The following is a 22,316-nucleotide window of genomic DNA, read 5'->3' on the forward strand; positions in this document are numbered from 1 at the left end:
GCTTAAGAACAAGCTTATGGCAGAAATTGATGAGAGCTAAAAGTGCTGACAGGTCTGTATAAACTTTCTGTCAGTAAAATTTTAAGGTGTACAATGGGGCTATGCCCCGTTTTTGTTTAAAAAATGATAAAATAATAGATATGAAATTAGAAAAATTACCCGAGGAGTTTGTACAGGCCAAGCCGGTTTTAGAAAAAATAATCGAGCATGGGTTTGAAGCTTATTTTGTGGGAGGTTCTGTACGTGATATATTGCTTGGGCGAGAGATTCACGATGTGGATATTGCAACAAGTGCATATCCAGAGGAAATTAAAGATATTTTTCCTTATACCATTGATGTGGGAATCGAACATGGAACAGTACTTGTTTTAGCTGGAAAATCAGAAGCTGAGCATTATGAAATTACTACTTTTCGGACAGAATCAAAATATACAGATTACAGACGGCCAGATCATGTGGATTTCGTCAGAGATTTACGAGAGGATTTAAAACGTCGTGACTTCACGATCAATGCCTTTGCTTGTGATGTTAATGGGCAAATTATTGATTTGTTTGATGGACTGACGGATTTGAAGGAACGCAGGCTAACAGCGGTTGGTAGCGCTTTGGAACGTTTTAATGAAGATGCTTTACGGATTATGCGGGCCATGCGATTCGCAGCAACTTTAGACTTTCAAATTGAAAATAAAACTTTCTTAGCCATGTGTGAGTCGGCTCACTTACTGGAAAAAATCTCAGTTGAACGAATTTTTATTGAATTTGATAAGCTGTTGTTAGGTCAGGATTGGCGAAATGGTTTGACCTTACTGCTTAAATCAGGGGCTTATAAATATTTACCAGATTTGCAAGATTCGGCCTTGAAAAAAGTACTGACAGACTTGTCAGTAGATTTCCATTTTCAGAATTCTGAGCAAGCATGGGCAGCTTTACTGACCAGATTTTCCAATGTTGATGTGAAAACATTTTTGCGAAAATGGAAAGTGTCCAATGAATTTGCAAAATTTGTAGCAGACCTTGTATCAGCTTATGAACTTGACTCTTGGGATTTGATGAGTCTTTATCATTTTGGTTTAGAAAAAGTGCTTTTGGTTGATGAATTGAAAGTAGCTTATGGTTTGAAGATTAATAGAGAACAAGCTGTCACTATTAATAACCAACTTCAAATTCATGATAAATCAGAGATTGTCATTGCTGGAAAAGATTTAATGGAGGAATTTTCGCTTGAACCTGGTCCAGAACTTGGTAAAATTTTAAAAATTATTGAAGAAAAAATTGTCAAAAATGAATTGAAAAATGAGCAGGCTGCTATTTTTGCAGAAGTTAAAAAAATGCTCTGATTAAATTTTACTGACAGAAATTTTGGCAAATAACCAATTGAAATTTAGTATTTATAATAAATACAATTTCTTGGTTTCTAAGTAATGTATTTTATAGATTATAAAGGAGAAATAAATGAAAATTGAAAATCGCCGTAAAGGCTCATGTACAACAGTTCTTGTGGGAAGAAAAGCATCAATTGATGGTTCAACCATGATTGCTCGTAATGATGATGGACACGAAGCTTTGGATCCACAACGCTTTATTGTGATTCAACCTGAAGAACAACCTCGTCATTATAAAGCTGTTTTATCTGATTTAGAATTAGATTTACCTGAAAATCCATTACGTTATACTTCAACGCCAAATGCAGTTTTAAAAGAAGGGATTTGGCCAGCGGCTGGGATTAATAGTGCTAATGTTGCGATGTCTGCAACAGAAACAATTACTACTAATCCAAGAATCTTGGGTCTTGACCCTTATGTGGAAAATGGGATGGGTGAAGAAGACCTTGTAACACTTGTTTTGCCATACATTAAAAGTGCTCGCGAGGGGGTTGAGCGTTTGGGACAATTACTTAAGACTTATGGAACTTATGAGCCAAACGGGATTGCTTTTGCTGACAAAGAAGAAGTTTGGTGGTTAGAAACAATCGGTGGTCATCATTGGGCAGCAGTTCGTATTCCTGATGATTCTTATGTTGTAGCGCCAAATCGAATGAATATTGATGAATTCAAATTTGATAATGATGATTATATGTGTTCAAGTGATTTGAAACAATTAATTGACGCAAATCATTTAAATCCTGATTTTGAAGGTTATGAAAGTCATTATAATTTGCGTCATATCTTTGGTTCATCTTCAATCAAAGATTCTGTTTATAATAATCCACGAACTTGGTATGGTCAAAACTTCTTGGGGAATCCATCTGAAGATCCACAAAATCAAGAACTTCCATTCATTTGTGAAGCTAGTCGAAAAATTACTGTTGAAGATGTTAAATTTGTTTTATCAAGTCATTTTGAAAATACAAAATATGATCCTTACGGCAGCACAAATAGTCCAGAAGAAAGAAAACTTTTCCGTCCAATTGGAATAAATCGTAATCATAGTGTTCATATTTTGCAAGTTAGAAATAATGTTCCTGATGAATTAGCAGGAGTTCAATGGCTTGCTTTTGGAGCAAACACTTTCAATCATGTTGTACCATTCTACACTGCAATTAATGATACGCCAGCTTCTTATCGTGATGCTAAGGGAGAATATGATCCAACAAATATGTACTGGTTGAGCGCAACAACAGCTGTTCTTGGTGATTCTAATTATGATTTATTTGTTGATTTACGAAATACTTTTGAATTAAATACCATGGCAAAATTCCATGAAATTCAAAATGAGACAGATAAGAATTTTGAAACAGCTGAAGATAAAATTGCTTATTTGACTCAAGCAAATGAAAAATTAGCAGAGGCGGCGTTTAAAGCACAAACGGAACTTTTGGGACGTATGGTCGTTCTTGGTTCAGCTAATATGAAATTGCGTTTTGATTTTAATGACTAATTTATTTTAAAAAAAATTGTAAAAAAGTAGTTGAAAAGCTACTTTTTTTAGTTTTCTTTAAAGTACAAAATGGTATAATACTAAATAAGTCTCAAAAATAGAAAAGGGAAAGAAATGAATTCTAGAAAAAGTAAAAAAGTGAGAAAAGGCCGAGGAGGTAAAATTTTTGCGATTTTATTATCCATTGTTATATTTTTTGCTTTAATTATTTTTGGAGTAGTCATGATTGGTCGGCAAGTCATTTCAAGTCAAACGGATAATATTGCTGCTAAATTTTTACCAAGCTCAGGAAGTTCAGGAAGCTCAGAAGGCTCAGCTAGTGTGACTGATGCAGTGAGTCAAATGGGATCGGCAACACCATCAGCTATTGCCACAAAATTAAATGAAAATGCAGATGTAATTAAGAGTCAATCGCAAGGAATGATAAGTTCAGCAAAAGCAACGAGCACTAGCTCTAAAGTGACTTACACCTTGGAATCCTCTAAACTCAATAAAGCAACCGTTGGCGCCCTTTTATTAGCAAGTGGTGACCAAGTTGAAGAAGTAGCGGATAAGGTGTTAGATTCAATGAAAAAAGCTGGGGTTGCTCAACCTAAATTGCAAGTTGATTTGACTGATGATAAGGGGAATGTCATCAAAACGTTGAATTATAGTGCTTAAAATTGGATTTTACAAAAAAACAACATTTATTCAGTTAAATGTTGTTTTTTTGAATCTTAAGTGATAGAATATTCTAATAATTACTTAATTAGGAGGAAAATTATGAATATCTCAGAAGAAGTACGTCCCGGAGCCAATAGATATGTGAGTGGTCAAGGAATTTTGCAAGATTTAGAAAGCTATCTTGCGTCTTTTAATAAACTTGCGATAATTACTGGGGAAAAATCTTTTCAGGTTTTTCAAGATTTTTATCCTAAAGACTTAAGTTATCCTGTTTTTCATTATGATGGCTCGGCCTCTATCGAAAATGGGAAAAAACTGGCCAAAGAAATTGGTCAATCCGATGGCCTTCTTGCAATTGGCGGAGGGCGTTTGATTGATACTTGTAAAGTTGTAGCCCAGGAGCTAAACTGTGAGTTAATTATTATTCCGACCTTGGTTTCTAATTGTGCTCCTTACACACCGGTTGCAGCTCTTTATCACCCTGACCATACTTTTGATAAAGTGGGTTATTTAAATAAAGTGAGCTATTTAACTTTAGTTGATTATGATTTTTTATTGGCAACACCTCATGATTATTTTGTTGCTGGAATCGGGGATACACTCGCCAAATGGTATGAAATGGAAGGAATCGTTCGTCAGGTTTCACAGGAAGAACTTTCAGCCTCAGTTCGTTTGGGATTTGCGAGTGCAAAGGAAATTTTTAAAATATTATTTGCTGATTCTAAAGCAGCACTTAATGATTTGGCTGAACAGAAAGTGACGCCAGCTTTTGGGCGAATTGTTGATACAATCATTGAACTTTCAGGAACAGTTGGAGGTTTTGCTGGGACTTATGGACGGATGTCAGGAGCTCATGCGCTTCATAATGGTCTATCACTTTGCTCAGAGACACATCCTATTTTACATGGCTCAAAAGTCGCTTACGGAGTCTTGGTACAATTGGCTTATACGGGAGATACTTCAGAAATTGAAAAACTTTTGCCATTTTATAAGGAAAATCATTTACCTGCTTCTCTAGCAGAAATTAATTTGCCATTTGATTTAGAAAAATTGCAAGCAGTAGCAAAATTTGCAGCCAGTCCTGTAGAATCTTATCGTTTGATTGATTCAAAAGTTACTGACGAAAAAATCATAAGTGCCATCAAAGCCTTAGAAGCTCTTGTCAGCAAAAAATAAGGTTTGACATTCTATCATTGAATCTAAAAGTTACTGACAGAAATTTTGAAAAATAGAATCAAAGTTTCAAGGTCAAAAATGAAATAAGGAAAAAGGAATGACGATAAGTTTACAACAACTCAAATATTTTATTGAAGTAGCCAGAGTGGGTTCAATTAATCAAGCTGCTGAAATTCTTTTTATTACACAACCTTCATTGTCGAAGGCGATTAAAGATATTGAAGCGGAAGTTGATTTGTCGCTTTTTCAACGGTCAAGTAAAGGAATTTCGCTGACAGCAGATGGTGCAGAGTTTTTGGGATATGCACGACAAGTTGTAGAACAATCTGATTTATTGGAAACACGGTGGTTGGACCGAAAGCCCTCTCGAAAACTTTGTGCGATTTCGACCCAGCATTATGCTTTTGCGGTGAATGCCTTTGTCAATATGGTCAAAAAAACAGAAAGTCAGGGGATTGGAGAATACGAATATACTCTGCGAGAAGCTAGAACTTATGAAATTATTGAAGATGTAAAGTCACTGCGCAGTGAGTTAGGAATTCTTTATAAAAATTCATACAATGCAAATGTTATGGATAAGATTTTAAAAGAAAATCGATTAACTTTTCATCCACTTTTCTTGCGGAGCCGCATATCTTTGTCAGTTCAACAAATCCTTTAGCTCATAAAAAATTTGTAACATTAGAAGATTTAGAAGAATTTCCCCGCCTCTCCTATGAACAAGGAGAACACAATTCTTTCTATTTTTCAGAAGAAATTTTATCTACGGTTTATGCTAAAAAAGACATTAAAGTAGGAGACCGAGCCACCATTTTCAATTTGATGATTGGATTAAATGGATATACAATTTCAACTGGAATTGTCAGTCAAGACTTGAATGGTGACAATATTGTAGCCATTCCCTTAGCAGTGGAAGATAATATTGAGATTGGTTGGATCTCACTAAGTGAACTTCAATTGACCAATCAGGCTGAACTTTATTTAAAAGAACTGGAAAAAATTGTACATCCTTTTGATGTTCGTGAAGGTAAAAAAAATACTGACAGCTCATCAAATGAAATCTGTCAGTAAAAAAATACTGACAGAAATAAGTAGTTTACTATCCAGCTTTTTTATCAGTAAAAAATTAAAGCCGTCATTACTGACAGGCTTTTTTGTGGTATAATCAAAGGTAATATAAGAGAAATTAGGACGAAAAATGGCAGACTTCATCGCACAAAATTTAAGTAAATCAGTTGGAGAAAAAATGGTTTTCAACAAAATCAATTTTATCATTCATGATTTTGACCGAATTGGTCTTTTGGGAGTTAATGGTACGGGTAAAACAACGCTCCTAAATGTTATTTCAGGACTTTCAGGATTTGATGGAGACCGCACGCCCTTTGATCATCCACAAAATTATAAAATTACATACCTTACTCAGGAACCTGATTTTAATCCAAAAGCTACAATTTTAGACACCGTCTTAGATGATTCGCTTCCGCAAATGCGAGCAATTAAAAATTACGAAGCAGCCCTTTTAGATTATGAAAATTTAGCTAAGTTAGAACGTGCCCAATCAGGAATGGATGCTCTGAATGCTTGGCAAGTAGAAGCAGATGTCAAAACAATTTTGACTAAACTTCAACTTCCTGACTCTGCCACTCTAATCGAAAGCCTTTCAGGTGGACAAAAAAGACGGGTTCAATTGGCTCAAGCTTTAGTCAATGATTCCGATTTATTATTACTTGATGAACCAACCAACCACCTCGATGTTGAAACCATCGCTTGGTTGCAAAATTATCTAAAAAATTCTCGAAGAACCGTTCTTTTTGTCACGCACGACCGCTATTTCTTAGATAATGTTGCAACACGAATTTTTGAACTTGAAGATGCGGGTCTTAAAGAATACCAAGGAAATTATCAAGATTATCTTGCAAAAAAAGCTGAAGATGAAGAAAGAGAAGCCGCAGCAAGTCACAAGGCAAAACAACTTTATCAATCTGAATTAACTTGGATTCGTAAATCACCTCAAGCGCGTGCTACAAAACAACAAGCACGGATTGACCGCTTTGAAGACCTTAAAGATTCTATGAAAACTAGTAAAAATCTAGGAGATTTAGAACTCAACATTGCGAGCAGTCGCTTAGGGAAAAAAGTAATTAATTTTAAAAATGCCGCTTTTTCTTATCCTGACCGACCAATTTTTAATGATTTTGAATTAATCGTTCAAGGGCATTCGCGCTTGGGGATTGTTGGTGATAATGGCGTCGGAAAATCGACCTTACTCAATATCATTGATGGTGAGCTAGCATTAACTGACGGGATTTTGGAAATTGGTGAAACGGTAAAAATTGGTTATTTCAGTCAAGAAATTCGTGGACTTGATGAAAATAAACGCATGATTAACTTTCTTGAAGAAGTTGCATCTGCTGCGCATAACAGCAGCGGTGAAAATATTTCAATTGTTAATTTATTAGAGCAGTTTCTCTTCCCAAGAAGTAGTCATGGAACACTGATTTCTAAACTTTCAGGTGGTGAGAAAAAACGACTCTATTTACTTAAAATTTTATTATTACAACCCAATGTGCTTTTGCTTGACGAACCAACCAATGACTTGGATATTGCAACCTTAACTGTACTTGAAAATTTCCTAGGCTCTTTTCCGGGTGCTGTTTTGACAGTTTCTCATGACCGCTATTTCCAAGATAAAGTGAGCAACGAATTACTTGCATTTGAAGATGGGCAAATTAATCATTATTTTGGGGCTTACAGTGACTATTTAGCTGTCAAAACGGAAGAAAAATCTGCTGACAAAGCTGTCAGTAAAATTGAAAGTCCAATAAGTACTGACAAAACTGAAAATACTGACAAAACGAAACTGACCTATATGGAAAAGAAAGAATGGGAAACCATTGAAAGTCAAATTGCTGAAATTGAAGAGCGAATTTCTCAGATTGACACAGAAATGAATGAAAATGGTTCAAATACAGAACTCCTACTGGATTTACAAAAAGAACTAGACAACAAAACAAAAGAACTTGAAGAAAAATATGAACGTTGGGAATATCTATCAGAAAGGGCTGACTAAAACATTATGACAACGCAAGAACTTATTGAAACCTTACAAAAATTTCCGGCAGAAGCAACTGTAAAAATCATTCAAAACGATATCAGTGGTGACCGATTTTTTGATGTTAATACAGTAGAAAATTTGGCCAGAGTCCGTGTTACCACTGTAGGAGTTGAAACCGTAGATACCGTGATTATTGGTATTTAAACCCAGAGACGAAAGAGGAAGTCAAATGTTAAAAATCGGAATTATGGGTGCCGCTAAAATTGTTCCAAGATTTGTAGCAGGTGTAAAAGAGAGTGGTCAAGCTGAAGTTACTGGGATTGCCGCCAGAAATAAGGAAAAAGCACAAAAAGCCGCTTTGGAATTAGAAATTCCACAAGTTTATGATGATTATGCAAGCTTAGTAAATGCAGCAGAAATTGATTTAATCTATATTCCACTCATCAATAAACAACATTATCCTCAAGCAAAAATGGCTTTAGAAGCAGGTAAAAATGTACTTCTAGAAAAACCATTTACCTTGACTCTTGAAGAAAGTCAGGAATTATTCAAGATAGCAAATGAAAAAAATCTTTTTTTGATGGAAGCTCAAAAATCTGTTTTCCTACCTGTGATGGCCCAAATCAAAAAATGGCTTGATGCCAATGAAATTGGTAAAATATCTCGTCTTGCAATAAATGATTTCAGACCCCATACCAACCGGGAGAGCTGGGCCTTAGACATAAAAGAAGGCGGTGGCGCTTTTATCATGCATGCCAGCTATCCACTCTCTGTCTTACAATTCTTATTTGGAACAGGTTTTGATGCAGCAAAAGGAATTTATTGGTCTTCTGAAGAAAATAAAGCAGATTTAGATTACGAAATTCTCTTAAAAAAAGCAGAAATTATGATTAATATTTCACTTAGCACGCGCTTAGATAAACCAAATACATTTATCATTTACGGTGAAAAAGGAGAAATTTCAGTTCCAAATTATTGGAAATCAAACCAAGCCAGTCTTATTAAAAATGATGGAACGGTTGAAGAATTTTCTCATCCAATGCCAAGTGAATTCAGCTATGAGATTGATGAAATTGCTGAACTAATCAATAAGGGCAAGAAAAAAAGTGAAAAACTTTCCCCAGAAATGACAATGACGACAGTCAAAATTGTGGAAGACCTATACCAAGAATGGTTTGGTAAAGAGTGGCCAAATATAAAATAAAAACACTAGTTATCTAGTGTTTTTTCTTAAAAATTTAAATTTCCCTTTAAAACGTTGTAAGGCTAAATAACGTTCACGTGCTTTGTGCATCGCTTGGTAACGTTTAGGATCTTTTTTATAGTATTGTTGATGATATTCTTCAGCTGGCCAAAAAGTTTTTGCCTCTTCAATCGGAACAACAATTGGTTTATCCCAAATTCCAGATTTCTCTAAGGCAATTTTACTTTTTTGAGCAGCAATTCTTTGTTCTTCACTTTCAACAAAAATTACTGGACGATAATTTGCACCTCGGTCATAAATTTGTCCGTCAGCATCAGTGGGGTCAATCAATGACCAATAAATATCTAATAGTTCATCATAAGAAATCAATTCATTATCAAATAAAATTTCAACTGCTTCCGTATGGCCAGAAGCTTTTGAGAGGACTTGGTCATAAGTAGGGTATTCGATATGTCCACCAGTATAACCACTAGTTACAGCCAAAATACCTGGACGTTCTTCAAAAGGTTCAACCATACACCAAAAACAACCACCAGCAAAAATAGCTCGTTCTGTACTCATTTTATACCTCCATTTGCTCTAATTTAATTATATCATGTGAAAAAAATGCCACCTCATCATTTGACTCGAACTTTAAAAATTTTGAATTTGTCTTTTTTGTGATAGAATAGTTAAAAATAGAAAAGGGGAACGATTTTTTAATGCTAAAAACAACTTTTGCAAATGCGGAATTCGCTAATCCATTCATGAACGCTTCAGGAGTCCATTGTATGACAACTGAGGATTTAGAAGAATTAAAAGCCTCTCAAGCAGGGGCCTATATCACCAAAAGTTCCACATTAGAAAAAAGAGAAGGTAATCCACTCCCACGTTATGTTGACTTAGAATTAGGCTCAATTAATTCTATGGGCTTACCAAACCTAGGGTTTGATTACTACTTAGATTATGTTTTAAAAAATCAAAAAGAAAAGGCTCAAGAAGCGCCAATCTTCTTTTCCATTGCTGGTATGAGCGCAGCCGAAAATATCGCTATGCTTAAGAAAATTCAAGAAAGTAATTTTTCAGGAATTACAGAATTGAACCTTTCTTGTCCAAATGTCCCTGGGAAACCACAGCTTGCTTATGATTTTGAAGCCACTGAAAAACTCCTAAAAGAAGTTTTTACCTTCTTCACAAAGCCTTTAGGTGTAAAACTTCCTCCTTATTTTGACCTCGTTCATTTTGATATCATGGCAGAAATCCTCAATCAATTTCCGTTGACTTATGTTAACTCAGTCAATAGTATTGGGAATGGACTTTTTATTGATTCAGAAGCAGAAAGCGTAGTTATTAAGCCAAAAGACGGTTTTGGTGGAATTGGTGGAGCATACATCAAACCAACAGCGCTTGCAAATGTTCGTGCTTTCTATACTCGACTCAAACCTGAAATTAAAATCATTGGAACAGGTGGTATTGAAACAGGACAAGATGCCTTTGAACACCTCTTATGTGGAGCTACAATGCTTCAAATTGGAACGGCTTTACACAAAGAAGGCCCTGCAATCTTTGATAGAATCATTAAAGAATTAGAAGAAATTATGGATAAAAAAGGTTATCAATCAATTGCTGATTTCCATGGAAAATTAAAATCATTATAAAAAATTATCATAAAAAGCTGAATTTAAACAGCTTCTTTCTTATCTTATAAATGAAATTTAAAAATTACTAAAAGAGATGTTATAATGTAAAAGATTAAACAAACAAGGAGAAATATATGGAAATTTTTATGACTTTTATCGTTTATTCTTTTATTGGTTGGATATGGGAGACCTTTTATTGCTCATTTAAAGACCGGCATTTTGTTTTTAGAGGTTTTTTATTAGGCCCTTATTGCCCTGTTTATGGTTTTGGCGTCTCTGCCGTCTTACTTTTAGTTCCAGATACCGGAAATTTATTCAGCCTTTATCTTAATACGATTGTGATTGTGACAGTCGTTGAATTCATTGGAAGTTGGATTTTAGAGAAATTCTTTAATATGAAGTTATGGGACTACTCAACCCTCCCTTTCAATATTGAAGGAAGAGTAGCTGTTCCCGTTTCATTATTTTGGGGTGTAGGTTGTATTATCTTAATTAAATTAGTTAATCCACCTGTTCAAAATTGGATTCATGATTTTAATGAATTAACCCACAGTTGGGGTGTGATTTTGATATTAATTATCTTTCTGGCTGACCTTGTTTCAACATTTATTTTTACGATTTCAACCAAAAAAGAAGTCTTGGCTATGATTGATGATTCTGACAAAGAAAATGCAGCAATCAAAGAATTTTGTCTTAAACATCTCTTTGCAAACCATGAAACAGCAGCAAATCGGATAAAAGTATTAGAATTACTTAAAAATAAACCTCTAAAATTAAAACATTATAATTTGCGCAGAATTCTCAAAAACTATCCAAATATGAATTTGACCAAAAAACGATAATTTAAAAATCGTAAGCGTTTTTAGTAGCCTTAGAAATAAATTCGTGGCATAATGAGGTCATGAATAAAACATTTGAAAAAGAAGAAATTTTAAATGAACTCTATAATCTTATATTAGACCGAAATATTCGTGACTGGGAACGCCAGTGTTTACTTCATACGAAAGTTCAATTAGAAAATCAAGGTCAACTTGCAGATGAGTTAGCAAAATTAGAAGTGACCTTAAGACCACTGGCATTACGCTATAATCTTACACCAAAGGTCGCTGAATTTTATCAAAAAATTTCCAACAGCAAACTCTTTGGTCGAGGAGTTGGTGGCATTATATAAGCCCTTAGTTCTCCTTATGCTTTAAAAGCATAAGGAGTTTTTAAAAAAGTATTTTAAAAAAAGTAAAATTCATTTTATAATAAATTCAATAAAAGAAAAGGAAGTAAAAAAATGAAATCAGTTTATTTTGTCGAAAAAAATAAAATGCAAGTTAGAGAATTTCCCAAAGCGCAACTTGTAAAAGAAACAGATGCTATCATAAAAATTGTTCGTGCCTGCGTATGTGGTTCCGATTTATGGTGGTTCCGTGGGATTTCTGAACGTCAACCTGGACCGGTAGGGCATGAAGCTATTGGTCTGATTGAAGAAGTAGGCACCGGAGTTAAAAACTTTAAAGTAGGAGATTTTGTCATTGTTCCCTTTACGCACGGTTGTGGACACTGTCCAATTTGTTTGGCTGGCTTTGAAGCCAATTGTCCAAATGCAAAAGATGGTGTGAATGGCGGCTATCAAGGAGAATTCTATCGGGCGATTAATACTGATGGTGCACTTGTCAAAATCCCGGGCCAACCAAGTGATTATTCTGATGACCAGTTGGCTTCATTGACGGCTTTAGCTGATGTCATGCCTACAGGTTTTCATGCAGCTAAAGCAGCAGATGTCCATGAAGGTGATACAGTGGTTGTCTTTGGTGATGGAGCGGTTGGACTTTGTGCAGTGATTTCAGCTAAACTTTTAGGAGCAAAACGGATTATTGCCATGAGTCGCCATGAAGACCGTGCAGCACTTGCGCGTGACTTTGGTGCAACAGATATTATTGCTGAACGTGGTGAAGAAGCGATTCAAAAAATTATGTCCTTAACCAATGGTTATGGTGCAGATGCTGCCTTAGAATGTGTCGGAACAAAACAAGCAATTGAATCTGCTTTTCAAGCGGTAAGAGCAGGAGGGCGAGTAGGTCGTGTGGGAGTTCCTCATGATGTTGATTACAATGAATGGATTGATTCTCTTTTTTGGAAAAATATTCAACTTGGAGGGGGAGTAGCCTCTGTCGCACGCTGGGATAAGGAAATCTTACTTGAAGCAGTTTTAAGTGGGGAGATTAATCCAGGCCGTGTCTTTACAGCAGAATTTAGCTTAGATGAAATTCAAAAAGCATATGAAGCAATGGATCAACGTACAGCAATTAAATCTCTATTGAGAATTTCAGAGGTATAAATAAGAAAATAGTAAATAAATCAAAAGTCTACCAAAGTTGGTGGGCTTTTTTGTATTCTAAAAGTCTTGTTTTTAAATTAAGTTAAAACGGTTACTTTATTTTTACCAAAGTTTCTAATTAAGCGTATAATATTAAATAATCAGAAAACAAAAAATATTCACTAAAAGGAGGTTTTGCATTGGAAAATCAGAAAAAGCACTTTCAGATGAAGTCATCAAGTAAATTTTGGTTACTTAGCACTGGAATTCTTTTAAGTTTGTTAGTGACTAGTCTGCCTTTAGCAGTAAAGGCTGATGAAAATTCGGCTGTTACCCCACCAAACCAAACAGAAGCTGTCACCAATCCAACTGTAAATTCTTCTCTTGCCGCGTCTGATTCGACAACCGAAGGAAATACAGGAAGTTCACAGGCAGAAACGCGAACTAAAGAGGCAAACTCACTAACTTCGCAGGCAAGCACAACCCTAAGCGCCAGTTCAGTTTCATCATCTTCAACCAGTTCGGCTCAGACTTCAAGTGTAGAAGCAAGCTCTAATTCTTCAGAGGTTTCAGCTTCATTGAGTTCAAAGGCCTCAACTTCAAAAGCCCCAAGTGTTCCTCTTGATTCATCAAAAGCAAATGTCACAATTGCTTCAAGCCTATCGGCGAGCGGAACAATCATAAATCCTGCTCTCACAAATGGTTCAATTGCCAGCCAAGCCAATGGTCAAGACCCTGTAATCAGCACTATTGAAGCGACCGGTTCAGTCGCCAATGACATTACAGGACCAGCCACGCTAGATGGTATCAATATTACAATCAAGGCTAACAATCTTGTTCCCAATAATTTTCTGACCCCAGACGGACTCCATTGGTCGGACAATACGCAGGTTATTCCAGTCAAAGGTCAAGCAACGGGTCAAATAAGCTCCGAAAACTTTGGTTTAACTGACGGTCCAACGACGCTGGCAACGAGCTATACTATGAACGCAGGAGATTCTGGACGAATTACTAATGTTGGAAGGACCCTAGCCGGAACCAATCTAGATTTGATCTATAAAGTCATCTCAACAGATGAATCAAGCTGGCAAGCCCCCAAAGAAAGTACGTCCGATTGTCCGATTGGCCTCGCTTTTACAGGCGAACAAAATATTGCCAACTCTGACGGAAACTCGATTGTCGCCCTCTACTACGGGGCAAATAATGTCAATCTCAATTATCAAATCGTCGTACATAATACGAATTTTCAAATCCCTGTTCTCGCCTCTTTTATCACAACGGATATTGATATGGCCCAAGGAGTCAAAACCAATCTTGCCAACCTTTTAACGGTCATTCCAAAGACCACTAACCTTGCGACAGATAGTTCTAGTATTATTTATGATACAACAATTCCTGATACCGACTTGAACGGTCAAGCTAGTCTACCTTATGGTGGTTATCTGGGTGTCGGTTTTCTGTCAAACTTTGACTATGATTTTTATAGTCCAGCACCCGCTCGTAGTGGAGATTCTTATCAATATTCACAAGGGGTTCGCTATGACCTCTTTGGCTCAGCACTTCAAGCACACCTAACCACCCAAGTCAGAGATATCGTTTATCTTAACTATTACGACGCCGATGAAAACAATCAATTGATTGTGCCACAGCACCAATTTATCTGGTTTCCAAATGTTTCTTGGAATGTTCCAGTAAGTAATTTTCCGCATTATCAATACGGTTGGCAAAACCAAACGACCAAAGGAAACACGATAAATGTTAGTGATTATTATCATATCCAAAGTACCGTCACTTATGATTACTATGGTATGGACGGGGTTTATCTCGGTCAAGAATCCACCACGGGGCTTTATGGACATTCTTATTCGGTCAATGTGCCTTATAATTTTGGCAATTACTATATCGAAGGAAGCACGACGCGGTCTGGACTTTATCCGAAACATGATGAAACGCTAAACGTTTACTACAAATATGTTCCACCGATTATTTATTACAACACGAGCAATCCTTATGCGACGACTTATTATGCCAATGGTTACGAGTATGTGCCGAATTATATTCCGCCAGTTGTTTATTATGTGCCAACTTATGATAGTTATGGCTATGGTGGAGGCTACTCTTACTCTGGAGGTTATGCTTATTCATCAGGTGGATATAGTAGTTCTAGCGGAGCTTACTATCCAAATTATGTCCCACAATCTGCTTATTATTCTAAAGAAGCTCAACTTGTAGCAGAAGAAGGTGGGAATAATTCATCTAAAGTAAATTATTCCACGGATAAAGAAGATAACTCACTTTTGAATTTTGGAGAAAGTGTATGGTCTTCTAGTTTGGGAGAAAGCCTAAAAAATGTGACACGATTTGCTCCTTGGCAAATAAGTAGTTTTGTGGACTATGGGACACAGATTGTATCGGGAGAGGATGCAAATGATGCTCTAAATAAAACGGCTGTTCATGCTGGACTGAGTGCGGTGGGAGATGTAGCAGGTGAATATGTTGCAGAAGAAATTGGAGGAATGCTTGGGACTGCTCTTGCTCCTGGGGTTGGTACAATTATTGGAATTGGAATAGGTGCGGCTCTTGGTGTTGGTTTTGATTTTATTTACGATAAAATTAAAAAAAGAAGGAGGTAGATAATGGTAAATATAGAAAAGAAAAGTTCTATCTTTGATTCTCATAAACAATTTTTATATGAAGAAGTTGGGAAGAGATATTACATTGATACACAGACCTTTCAGCTTTTTTATATAAAAACTGAGATTAATAATTCTTCTTCAAATCAGAGGAAAAATTTTGCTCAATTTTCAGGGATTCTAGCAACTGTTCTTGGAGTGTTAGCACAATCGATTATTTCTTCACCAACTTATCTGGTAAAAATATCTTTAGTTTTAGGAATGGTTATTTTAACAGTTCTTATCACTTCTCTTTTATATTTTGTTGAGAGAATGTTTGATTATCCAAGATTTAAAGACTTGGATAGAGGATTAAAAGCTTGGAAATACAAAGCTATTGTGTTGGTGCCCGAAAAAAAGTTGAGGATACTTAGAGAAGTGAAAAAGCATATTAGGATAGTTATATTAATCTGTTTGTTTTTCTTAATCTTAACTCCAATATTTGGAGGACTATATGTTACAACTTCAGAACCTAGACTGTTTATTCTATATGGTATTGTATTTTTTCTGTTCACTTTACTCTTTCCATATTTAATTTTGGCAATTAAAAAAGAAAGGATTGTTGATAAATGGGAGAAAAAAACAAGAGAAAATGGTAATGGAAAAAACTAAAATAATATATCTTCGTACTGAAAATATGGTTAATTACTATATCAATGTAGAAAATTATCAGTTATATACCCGTTCTTCGCCTAATAGCAAATCAGCCGCTGGGGTACAACTTGTTTCATTCTCTGGAAGTATTGCGACAATTTTGGGGATTGTATCCAAGGGAAATAATATTTTTGAAAATCCAAGAAACAATCTAATAATTCTCGCCATTATGTGGGGAATTGCAATACCCTCGGCCATATTATTATCAATTTTAGTGATAAGAGAGAAGAAAAAGATAAAAATGGGCGAAAAGTTAATTTTAAAAAAGAGAAATAAAGAGGATAAGGGGCTATTGGACAGAAGTTATAAGGCGAGCTATCTATTATCGATCACTTTTCTTGCCCCTATAGGAATGATTATGGGTTCTTTCTATTTTGTAGGAAATGGTAATATGTTGTTCTTCGTCTGTATGATACTCGCAACAATGCTCGGCTCATTGGCGGTTCCTTTTGCTCTGAATATTCCACAAAGCTACAAACTTCTTAGAAAAATGAAGAAAGAAGGAATCTTTTAACTCTGAACATGATGTCTATGGAAAAAAATGAAAGAGGAATACAGAAATAAAAATATGGTTGATATTGGTTTAAACGGAGAAAATGGTAATGGAAAATTCAGAAAAAATATTTCTACTGACAAATGAGGGTGTTGATTATTTTATTGATACTGAAACCTACCGATTATTTACCGATTCAGAACAAAAAACAATTAATGTTCCTCAGTTGGTGGGTGTATCTGGGGCGATAGCCACTGTTTTGGGAATAATTTTTAAAGGAAATATTCTTATGATTAACCCTGAAAATAAATTTATAGTTGTACTATTAATGTGGCTTATCATCATTATTTCCTCCATTTTTCTGCCAATTTATCAAATTAAAAGAAACAAAAGGATAATCTCTAGTGGTAGACTAATTGTCAAAAAGATTGATAAATCATATGATGCTTATCTGTTCAATAGGATTTATAGGGCATCAATATTTTACGTAGTTGCTTGGATTGCGCCTCTGGTAATGGTAGTTATGTCAATTTATTTTATTGATTATACTAATGTCATGTTTTTAGTTGCCCTTGTCGTAATGATGATTTTAAGTTCAATTTCAACAACATTCATCATAACAATTCCTAAGCGTTACAAACTACTTAGGAAGATGAAAAAAGAAGGAATCTTTTGACTCTGGACATTGATATCTATGGAGAAATAAAAATGAAAGAAGAACATAGAAATAAAATTATTGTTGATATTGGTGGAAATTCGGATGAGCGATATGGCTATAATTATAAAAATAAAGAACTATTTATAAAGAGTAATAAAAAAATAACAGGCATGGGCATAGTAACTTTTTGCAATCTTATCATCAGTTTTTCAGTCTTTTACGGTAAATTTTGTAGAAAGCCATTCTCCCAAGATTTCTCCTGTAAAATGGGTAATTTTGACGACGATTATTTTCTTAATTTTATCTTTTGTTATAGCATGGTTGAGCTTATATATTTCAGAAAATTTTTCTAATTATCGAAAGTTTGAAAAAGTAGAAGATATAAAAAGACTAGAAAAACTTTATAAAATCAAGGACAGGGTATCTGGGAATATTCTTATAATCTGTGTTCTGATTTTTGGAGGAATAGGAGTAACTTTAAGTGGGGCTTATACTGAGTCAGGGGATATGGAACTTTGGTTAATCTATATTAGTGATTTAATTCTTGTCAATATGCTTGTCTATATTTATTGGTTTTATATCAGTAGAGCAAGAAAATTTAGAAGTCTAGCAATTAAAGAATTAGAAAAGAGAAAGGAGATTGAAAAATGAAAGAAGAGATTGACGAAAATAAAGAAAAAGAAGTGATTCAAAAAGCATATAAATATAATATCTTTCTTGGAATCTGGATTATCGCTGTATTCATCATTTTTTTGCTACAAATAACAAAAATTATTACAGACCAATATTTAACTTTAGGTTTTGGTTTAATTATTTTAATTTATGCGATTGCTCTTCATACCCAAAATCATAAATTAAAAATAAAAAGTATTGCTTCGATTTTAGTATATGGTCTTAATATCTTGAGTGTTATTGGTGTTGTTTTGATTATTTTAGCAAATCAGGCGCATAATCTTTTGGAGTTAGCGGTAGGGGTCTTATTGGGATTGGTGACGCTTATCTTACAAGTTTCAGCTGCTATTTTTGCACTATTGTCAGCGAGAAAATTGCGAAAACTCTATCCTGATATTCTTGATAATAGAAGAAAGAATACAAATTAGTATCTTATTTTTTACAAGTAAATATTTGATAAATGCTATTGAATCAAAATAGCAGACTGTGTTATAATGAAAGGAATAAAAAGATAGGAAGATTCATGACTTACGCAGACAAGATTTTTAAACAAAATATCCAAAATATCCTTGATAACGGTGTTTTTTCAGAAAATGCACGTCCCAAGTATAAGGATGGTCAAACCGCAAATAGTAAGTATGTAACAGGCTCTTTCGTTACTTATGATTTGCAAAAAGGTGAGTTTCCAATTACCACTTTGCGTCCAATTCCAATTAAATCGGCAATTAAAGAATTGATGTGGATTTATCAAGATCAAACAAGTGAACTTGCTATTCTTGAAGAAAAATATGGAGTCAAATACTGGGGCGAATGGGGAATTGGCGACGGTACGATTGGACAACGCTATGGGGCAACAGTCAAAAAATATAATATTATTGGAAAATTATTGGATGGTTTAGCAAAAAATCCTTGGAATCGCCGTAATATCATTAATCTTTGGCAATATGAAGATTTTGAGGAAACTGAAGGACTTTTGCCTTGTGCTTTCCAAACAATGTTTGATGTTCGCCGTGAACAAGATGGTCAGATTTACTTGGATGCGACTCTTATTCAACGTTCAAATGATATGCTTGTTGCGCATCATATCAATGCCATGCAATATGTTGCTTTACAAATGATGATTGCAAAACATTTTTCTTGGAAAGTTGGAAAATTTTTCTATTTCGTAAATAATTTGCATATTTATGATAATCAGTTTGAACAGGCAAATGAGTTAGTTAAGCGAACAGCTTCTGACAAGGAGCCCCGTTTGGTGCTTAATGTTCCTGACGGAACAAACTTTTTCGATATTAAACCAGAAGATTTTGAGCTTGTGGACTATGAACCGGTAAAACCTCAATTAAAATTTGATTTGGCAATTTAGATTAACCAAAAAGTTACTGACAGAACTCTGTCAGTAACTTTTTTATTGATAAAAATTTAAATATTGTTCGTTGACGAACAAAAAAGATTGTGTTATAATAATTCGTATGCGAACTAAAAAAGAAGCAATTGGACGACTTTTAAAAGTTGCCAGCAATCAAATGTCACGAGAGTTTGATAATTTTGCAGCTCAGCTTGATTTGACGGGTCAGCAAATGTCAATATTAGATTTTCTTGGAAATCAGAGTGAAGAAGACTCAGGAAAAGAAATCAGTCAGACGATGATTGAATTAGAATTTAATATCCGACGTTCTACAACAACGGAAATTTTGCAACGTATGGAAAAACGGCAGTTGATTAAGAGAAAAGCGAGCCCAACAGATGCTCGTCAAAAATCAGTTGAATTAACTGAAGAAGGCAAACAATATCTACCTGAAATTAGAACATATATCCAAGGTCATAATCAAAAAGCTTTGGCGGGTTTGTCAGCAGAGGAGATTGCTGCAGTTGAAAAATTTCTTAATAATTTTAGCATGCAGAAAGGAAAAGAATGAACACAGAATTAGAAACAAATACAGCCAATCATAAAATTAGCGCGAAAACGCGCTTTTCAATTGTCGCCGTGGCCCTTGTGGCTTTTATGGGGATATTAGCAGAAACAAGTTTGAATGTCACGTTTCCAACGCTTGAAAAGACCTTCGGACTTCCACTGAGTACGGTTCAGTGGGTAACGACCGCTTATTTATTAGTTGTTGCGATTGTTATGCCAACGAGTTCATATATTAGTCAACGCTTTCAAAATAGGACTTTATTTTTTTCAGGACTAATCTTTTTTACCCTTGGAGATTTACTGAGTTTAATTTCTCCGAATTTTACTATTTTAATGGCGGGACGCTTAATTCAAGGAATTGGGACTGGTATTGCCATTCCATTAATGTTTAATCTTGTCTTAACTAAAATTCCGCGTGAGAGAGTAGGACTTTGGATGGGATTTGCTGGGATGATTTTGAGTATTGCCCCAGCACTTGGACCAACTTATGGTGGACTTTTAACAGGGACTTTAGGTTGGCGAATGATTTTTGCAATTATTTTGATTATCCCAATCTGTCTCTTTCCTTTAGGAGCTTGGGCTATTGAGAAAAGTGAAAAAAAACGTCCAGGCAAATTTGATTTTATTGCTTTTATATTTTTGTCATTAGCAATGACCAGCGCTCTTTTAGCTTTAGATTCACTTTCAAGTGCTCATTTTTCATGGATCTGGTTAGTGGTCTTTATCTTGGGGTTGATTGCTTTTATTTGGCGTTCAAAAACAAGTACATTGAATTTTATTGATATCAATGTTTTTAAGAGCCCAACTTTTACTTTGTCTGTCCTAGTTTATTGTATTTTACAATTTGTCAATTTGGGAATTAACTTTATCATTCCTAATTTCTTACAAGTTTCGTTAGGAACTACAAGTACATTAGCAGGTTTTGCTTTATTGCCTGGTTCATTAATTGGTTCAGCAGCACAAGGTCCAATTGGTGCGCTCTATGACCGCAAAGGGGCCAAGGGGATTTTATATAGTGGAAATACTGTATTCTTTATCGCTCTTGTTTTATTAACGATTTTTACTAAGAATCTGACTTTACTGGGTGTGATGGGACTTTATGTTGTATTCACAATCGGTCGTTCTTCAAGTTTTGCAACAACCATGACCAATAGTTTAGCTCAACTTCCTCATGATAAAGCTGCCTCTGGTAATGCTTGGTTTACTACAACTTCTCAATTTGCAGCGTCAGCAGGAACAGCTACAGCTAGTCTTATTGCAACAAAATCAAGTAATTTAACAACAGGAACTCAACATGTATTTATGTTTTTCCTTTGTCTTGCTTTGCTTAATTTTGTCTTCTATACTTTGATTTTGAACAAGAAGATAAAATAAATCTGATTAAAAAAGTTTCGTAATGATACGAAGCTTTTTTTATAATTTAATATAGTATGCTTAAAAAGCATAATTATTGATATAAAAAGCATTTCACGGCAGGTAAAAAATATTTTATAATAAAATCATCGAAAAGATAAAGCAATGTGAAGCTTTTGAGTTGACTTGAAGTGAACTTCAAGGAATATAATGAAAACAGAAGTTAAAAATGAATGGAGAAAAAATGTCAAACAATATTGAAAACAAAGTCGTCTTAATCACAGGAGCCTCAAGCGGTATTGGCCAAGCAACTGCCGAATTACTTGCTAAAAAAGGAGCCAAAATTGTACTAGCAGCAAGGCGTGAAAATCGTTTGCAGGAGCTGGCTGATAAAATTAAAAAGGCTGGTGGACAAGCAATCTATCAAGTGACAGATGTAACTAATCCAGAAGAAAGTAAAAAGTTGGTACAATATGCGAAAGAAAATTTTGGCAAAATTGATGCTATTTTCTTGAATGCAGGAATCATGCCAAGTTCCCCTTTATCAGCTCTTCATGTTGAAGAATGGGAAAATATGGTTGATATTAATTTAAAAGGTGTACTTAATGGGCTCGCTGCTGTACTGCCTGAATTTACAGCTCAAAAATCAGGACATGTTATCACAACGAGTTCAGTTGCTGGCCTAAAAGCATATCCCAATGGTGGTGTTTATGGGGCAACAAAATGGGCGGTTCGTGAATTAATGGAGGTACTCCGAATGGAATCTGCTCAAGAAGGAACTCATATTCGGACAGCTACTATTTATCCGGCTGCTATAAATACTGAGTTACTGAATACAATCACTGACAAAGATGCAGCAGAAGGAATGACAGCTCTGTATGAACAATATGGGATTAGTCCAGAGGCAATTGCTCGCATTGTTGCTTTTGCTCTTGAACAACCTGAAGACGTTAACGTCAGCGAGTTTACTGTTGGACCTACAACACAACCTTGGTAAGAA

General features: G+C 35.1%; 23 protein-coding genes and 1 pseudogene. 23 read left to right on the plus strand and 1 reads right to left on the minus strand.

The genetic code is table 11. The features are described 5' to 3' along the window. The first annotated feature begins 140 nt into the window (after positions 1-140). From MHB61_RS01425 to MHB61_RS01460, 8 genes and pseudogenes are all read left to right on the plus strand, one after another. Positions 141-1,337 carry a CCA tRNA nucleotidyltransferase gene (locus tag MHB61_RS01425; RefSeq protein ID WP_003130698.1) on the plus strand — a complete coding sequence of 399 codons (1,197 nt, stop codon included), beginning with the start codon at positions 141-143 and terminating at the stop codon, positions 1,335-1,337. 115 nt (positions 1,338-1,452) lie between these two features. Further along, positions 1,453-2,877 carry a C69 family dipeptidase gene (locus MHB61_RS01430; protein WP_003130696.1) on the plus strand — a complete coding sequence of 475 codons (1,425 nt, stop codon included), beginning with the start codon at positions 1,453-1,455 and terminating at the stop codon, positions 2,875-2,877. Positions 2,878-2,991: 114 nt separating this feature from the next. Then, positions 2,992-3,537 carry a hypothetical protein gene (locus MHB61_RS01435; RefSeq protein WP_003130695.1) on the plus strand — a complete coding sequence of 182 codons (546 nt, stop codon included), beginning with the start codon at positions 2,992-2,994 and terminating at the stop codon, positions 3,535-3,537. A 102-nt stretch (positions 3,538-3,639) separates the two neighbouring features. After that, entirely contained in the window at positions 3,640-4,716 is a 1,077-nt protein-coding gene (locus tag MHB61_RS01440; protein ID WP_003130693.1) for an iron-containing alcohol dehydrogenase family protein, read from the plus strand. A 97-nt stretch (positions 4,717-4,813) separates the two neighbouring features. After that, positions 4,814-5,787, plus strand: a pseudogene (locus tag MHB61_RS01445) (LysR family transcriptional regulator). A 127-nt stretch (positions 5,788-5,914) separates the two neighbouring features. Beyond that, positions 5,915-7,786, plus strand: a complete 1,872-nt coding sequence (locus MHB61_RS01450; protein ID WP_137016704.1) for an ABC-F family ATP-binding cassette domain-containing protein — start codon at positions 5,915-5,917, stop codon at positions 7,784-7,786. A 6-nt stretch (positions 7,787-7,792) separates the two neighbouring features. Beyond that, positions 7,793-7,975, plus strand: a complete 183-nt coding sequence (locus MHB61_RS01455; protein ID WP_003130684.1) for a hypothetical protein — start codon at positions 7,793-7,795, stop codon at positions 7,973-7,975. A gap of 25 nt (positions 7,976-8,000) precedes the next feature. Continuing rightward, the gene (locus MHB61_RS01460; RefSeq protein ID WP_003130682.1) at positions 8,001-8,975 is read left to right on the plus strand and encodes a Gfo/Idh/MocA family protein; all 975 of its coding nucleotides are present in this window, start codon (positions 8,001-8,003) and stop codon (positions 8,973-8,975) included. 9 nt (positions 8,976-8,984) lie between these two features. On the opposite strand, the gene msrA is transcribed toward MHB61_RS01460, so the two are convergent. Continuing rightward, complete coding sequence (gene msrA / locus MHB61_RS01465; RefSeq protein ID WP_003130680.1) at positions 8,985-9,536, minus strand: peptide-methionine (S)-S-oxide reductase MsrA; 552 nt, start codon at positions 9,534-9,536, stop codon at positions 8,985-8,987. 140 nt (positions 9,537-9,676) lie between these two features. On the opposite strand from msrA, the gene MHB61_RS01470 reads away from it, so the two are divergent. The 15 genes from MHB61_RS01470 to MHB61_RS01540 all read left to right on the plus strand — a co-directional run bounded on the left by MHB61_RS01470 (position 9,677) and on the right by MHB61_RS01540 (position 22,313). Then, a complete protein-coding gene (locus tag MHB61_RS01470) occupies positions 9,677-10,612 on the plus strand; it encodes a dihydroorotate oxidase (RefSeq protein ID WP_003130679.1) in 936 nt (311 codons plus the stop codon). A gap of 116 nt (positions 10,613-10,728) precedes the next feature. Continuing rightward, positions 10,729-11,436 (plus strand): putative ABC transporter permease, encoded by a 708-nt coding sequence (locus MHB61_RS01475; protein WP_003130677.1) that lies wholly within the window; start codon positions 10,729-10,731, stop codon positions 11,434-11,436. Positions 11,437-11,495: 59 nt separating this feature from the next. After that, on the plus strand, positions 11,496-11,765 hold the full coding sequence (locus tag MHB61_RS01480; protein WP_003130676.1) for a bacteriocin immunity protein: 270 nt from the start codon (positions 11,496-11,498) through the stop codon (positions 11,763-11,765). Between the two features lie 111 nt (positions 11,766-11,876). Next, positions 11,877-12,923: a zinc-dependent alcohol dehydrogenase family protein gene (locus MHB61_RS01485; RefSeq protein ID WP_003130675.1), complete on the plus strand. Its 1,047-nt coding sequence runs from the start codon at positions 11,877-11,879 to the stop codon at positions 12,921-12,923. A gap of 179 nt (positions 12,924-13,102) precedes the next feature. Beyond that, entirely contained in the window at positions 13,103-15,535 is a 2,433-nt protein-coding gene (locus MHB61_RS01490; protein WP_010906030.1) for a hypothetical protein, read from the plus strand. Positions 15,536-15,538: 3 nt separating this feature from the next. Further along, on the plus strand, positions 15,539-16,186 hold the full coding sequence (locus MHB61_RS01495) for a hypothetical protein (RefSeq protein ID WP_003130008.1): 648 nt from the start codon (positions 15,539-15,541) through the stop codon (positions 16,184-16,186). Then, positions 16,173-16,742 (plus strand): hypothetical protein, encoded by a 570-nt coding sequence (locus MHB61_RS01500; protein WP_170959169.1) that lies wholly within the window; start codon positions 16,173-16,175, stop codon positions 16,740-16,742. The genes MHB61_RS01495 and MHB61_RS01500 overlap by 14 nt, the downstream gene beginning before the upstream one ends. Positions 16,743-16,830: 88 nt before the next feature. Next, the gene (locus MHB61_RS01505) at positions 16,831-17,397 is read left to right on the plus strand and encodes a hypothetical protein (RefSeq protein ID WP_021214471.1); all 567 of its coding nucleotides are present in this window, start codon (positions 16,831-16,833) and stop codon (positions 17,395-17,397) included. Between the two features lie 32 nt (positions 17,398-17,429). Further along, positions 17,430-17,732 carry a hypothetical protein gene (locus tag MHB61_RS01510; protein WP_021216482.1) on the plus strand — a complete coding sequence of 101 codons (303 nt, stop codon included), beginning with the start codon at positions 17,430-17,432 and terminating at the stop codon, positions 17,730-17,732. Further along, a complete protein-coding gene (locus MHB61_RS01515; protein WP_003130011.1) occupies positions 17,656-18,030 on the plus strand; it encodes a hypothetical protein in 375 nt (124 codons plus the stop codon). Before MHB61_RS01510 ends, MHB61_RS01515 begins: the two co-directional genes overlap by 77 nt. Further along, positions 18,027-18,479, plus strand: a complete 453-nt coding sequence (locus tag MHB61_RS01520) for a hypothetical protein (RefSeq protein ID WP_003130012.1) — start codon at positions 18,027-18,029, stop codon at positions 18,477-18,479. Before MHB61_RS01515 ends, MHB61_RS01520 begins: the two co-directional genes overlap by 4 nt. Before the next feature lie 95 nt (positions 18,480-18,574). Beyond that, the gene (locus MHB61_RS01525) at positions 18,575-19,414 is read left to right on the plus strand and encodes a thymidylate synthase (protein ID WP_003130015.1); all 840 of its coding nucleotides are present in this window, start codon (positions 18,575-18,577) and stop codon (positions 19,412-19,414) included. Positions 19,415-19,520: 106 nt separating this feature from the next. Further along, a complete protein-coding gene (locus tag MHB61_RS01530) occupies positions 19,521-19,967 on the plus strand; it encodes a MarR family winged helix-turn-helix transcriptional regulator (protein ID WP_003130017.1) in 447 nt (148 codons plus the stop codon). After that, positions 19,964-21,337, plus strand: coding sequence for an MFS transporter (locus tag MHB61_RS01535; protein ID WP_010906026.1), 1,374 nt, complete (start codon positions 19,964-19,966; stop codon positions 21,335-21,337). Before MHB61_RS01530 ends, MHB61_RS01535 begins: the two co-directional genes overlap by 4 nt. Positions 21,338-21,560: 223 nt before the next feature. Next, entirely contained in the window at positions 21,561-22,313 is a 753-nt protein-coding gene (locus MHB61_RS01540; protein WP_010906025.1) for an SDR family oxidoreductase, read from the plus strand. Positions 22,314-22,316: the final 3 nt, after the last annotated feature.

This window comes from Lactococcus sp. FSL K6-0773, from assembly GCF_038006485.1.
GTDB classification, from domain to species: Bacteria; Bacillota; Bacilli; order Lactobacillales; family Streptococcaceae; genus Lactococcus; species Lactococcus lactis.

What these genes read in the sequence shown, in the direction of transcription:
- MHB61_RS01425 (WP_003130698.1), top strand. Translation starts at nt 141, where the DNA reads ATGAAATTAGAAAAATTACCCGAGGAGTTTGTACAGGCCAAGCCGGTT.
- MHB61_RS01430 (WP_003130696.1), top strand. Translation starts at nt 1,453, where the DNA reads ATGAAAATTGAAAATCGCCGTAAAGGCTCATGTACAACAGTTCTTGTG.
- MHB61_RS01435 (WP_003130695.1), top strand. Translation starts at nt 2,992, where the DNA reads ATGAATTCTAGAAAAAGTAAAAAAGTGAGAAAAGGCCGAGGAGGTAAA.
- MHB61_RS01440 (WP_003130693.1), top strand. Translation starts at nt 3,640, where the DNA reads ATGAATATCTCAGAAGAAGTACGTCCCGGAGCCAATAGATATGTGAGT.
- MHB61_RS01450 (WP_137016704.1), top strand. Translation starts at nt 5,915, where the DNA reads ATGGCAGACTTCATCGCACAAAATTTAAGTAAATCAGTTGGAGAAAAA.
- MHB61_RS01455 (WP_003130684.1), top strand. Translation starts at nt 7,793, where the DNA reads ATGACAACGCAAGAACTTATTGAAACCTTACAAAAATTTCCGGCAGAA.
- MHB61_RS01460 (WP_003130682.1), top strand. Translation starts at nt 8,001, where the DNA reads ATGTTAAAAATCGGAATTATGGGTGCCGCTAAAATTGTTCCAAGATTT.
- msrA (WP_003130680.1), bottom strand. Translation starts at nt 9,536, where the DNA reads ATGAGTACAGAACGAGCTATTTTTGCTGGTGGTTGTTTTTGGTGTATG.
- MHB61_RS01470 (WP_003130679.1), top strand. Translation starts at nt 9,677, where the DNA reads ATGCTAAAAACAACTTTTGCAAATGCGGAATTCGCTAATCCATTCATG.
- MHB61_RS01475 (WP_003130677.1), top strand. Translation starts at nt 10,729, where the DNA reads ATGGAAATTTTTATGACTTTTATCGTTTATTCTTTTATTGGTTGGATA.
- MHB61_RS01480 (WP_003130676.1), top strand. Translation starts at nt 11,496, where the DNA reads ATGAATAAAACATTTGAAAAAGAAGAAATTTTAAATGAACTCTATAAT.
- MHB61_RS01485 (WP_003130675.1), top strand. Translation starts at nt 11,877, where the DNA reads ATGAAATCAGTTTATTTTGTCGAAAAAAATAAAATGCAAGTTAGAGAA.
- MHB61_RS01495 (WP_003130008.1), top strand. Translation starts at nt 15,539, where the DNA reads ATGGTAAATATAGAAAAGAAAAGTTCTATCTTTGATTCTCATAAACAA.
- MHB61_RS01500 (WP_170959169.1), top strand. Translation starts at nt 16,173, where the DNA reads ATGGAAAAAACTAAAATAATATATCTTCGTACTGAAAATATGGTTAAT.
- MHB61_RS01505 (WP_021214471.1), top strand. Translation starts at nt 16,831, where the DNA reads ATGGAAAATTCAGAAAAAATATTTCTACTGACAAATGAGGGTGTTGAT.
- MHB61_RS01510 (WP_021216482.1), top strand. Translation starts at nt 17,430, where the DNA reads ATGAAAGAAGAACATAGAAATAAAATTATTGTTGATATTGGTGGAAAT.
- MHB61_RS01520 (WP_003130012.1), top strand. Translation starts at nt 18,027, where the DNA reads ATGAAAGAAGAGATTGACGAAAATAAAGAAAAAGAAGTGATTCAAAAA.
- MHB61_RS01525 (WP_003130015.1), top strand. Translation starts at nt 18,575, where the DNA reads ATGACTTACGCAGACAAGATTTTTAAACAAAATATCCAAAATATCCTT.
- MHB61_RS01530 (WP_003130017.1), top strand. Translation starts at nt 19,521, where the DNA reads ATGCGAACTAAAAAAGAAGCAATTGGACGACTTTTAAAAGTTGCCAGC.
- MHB61_RS01535 (WP_010906026.1), top strand. Translation starts at nt 19,964, where the DNA reads ATGAACACAGAATTAGAAACAAATACAGCCAATCATAAAATTAGCGCG.
- MHB61_RS01540 (WP_010906025.1), top strand. Translation starts at nt 21,561, where the DNA reads ATGTCAAACAATATTGAAAACAAAGTCGTCTTAATCACAGGAGCCTCA.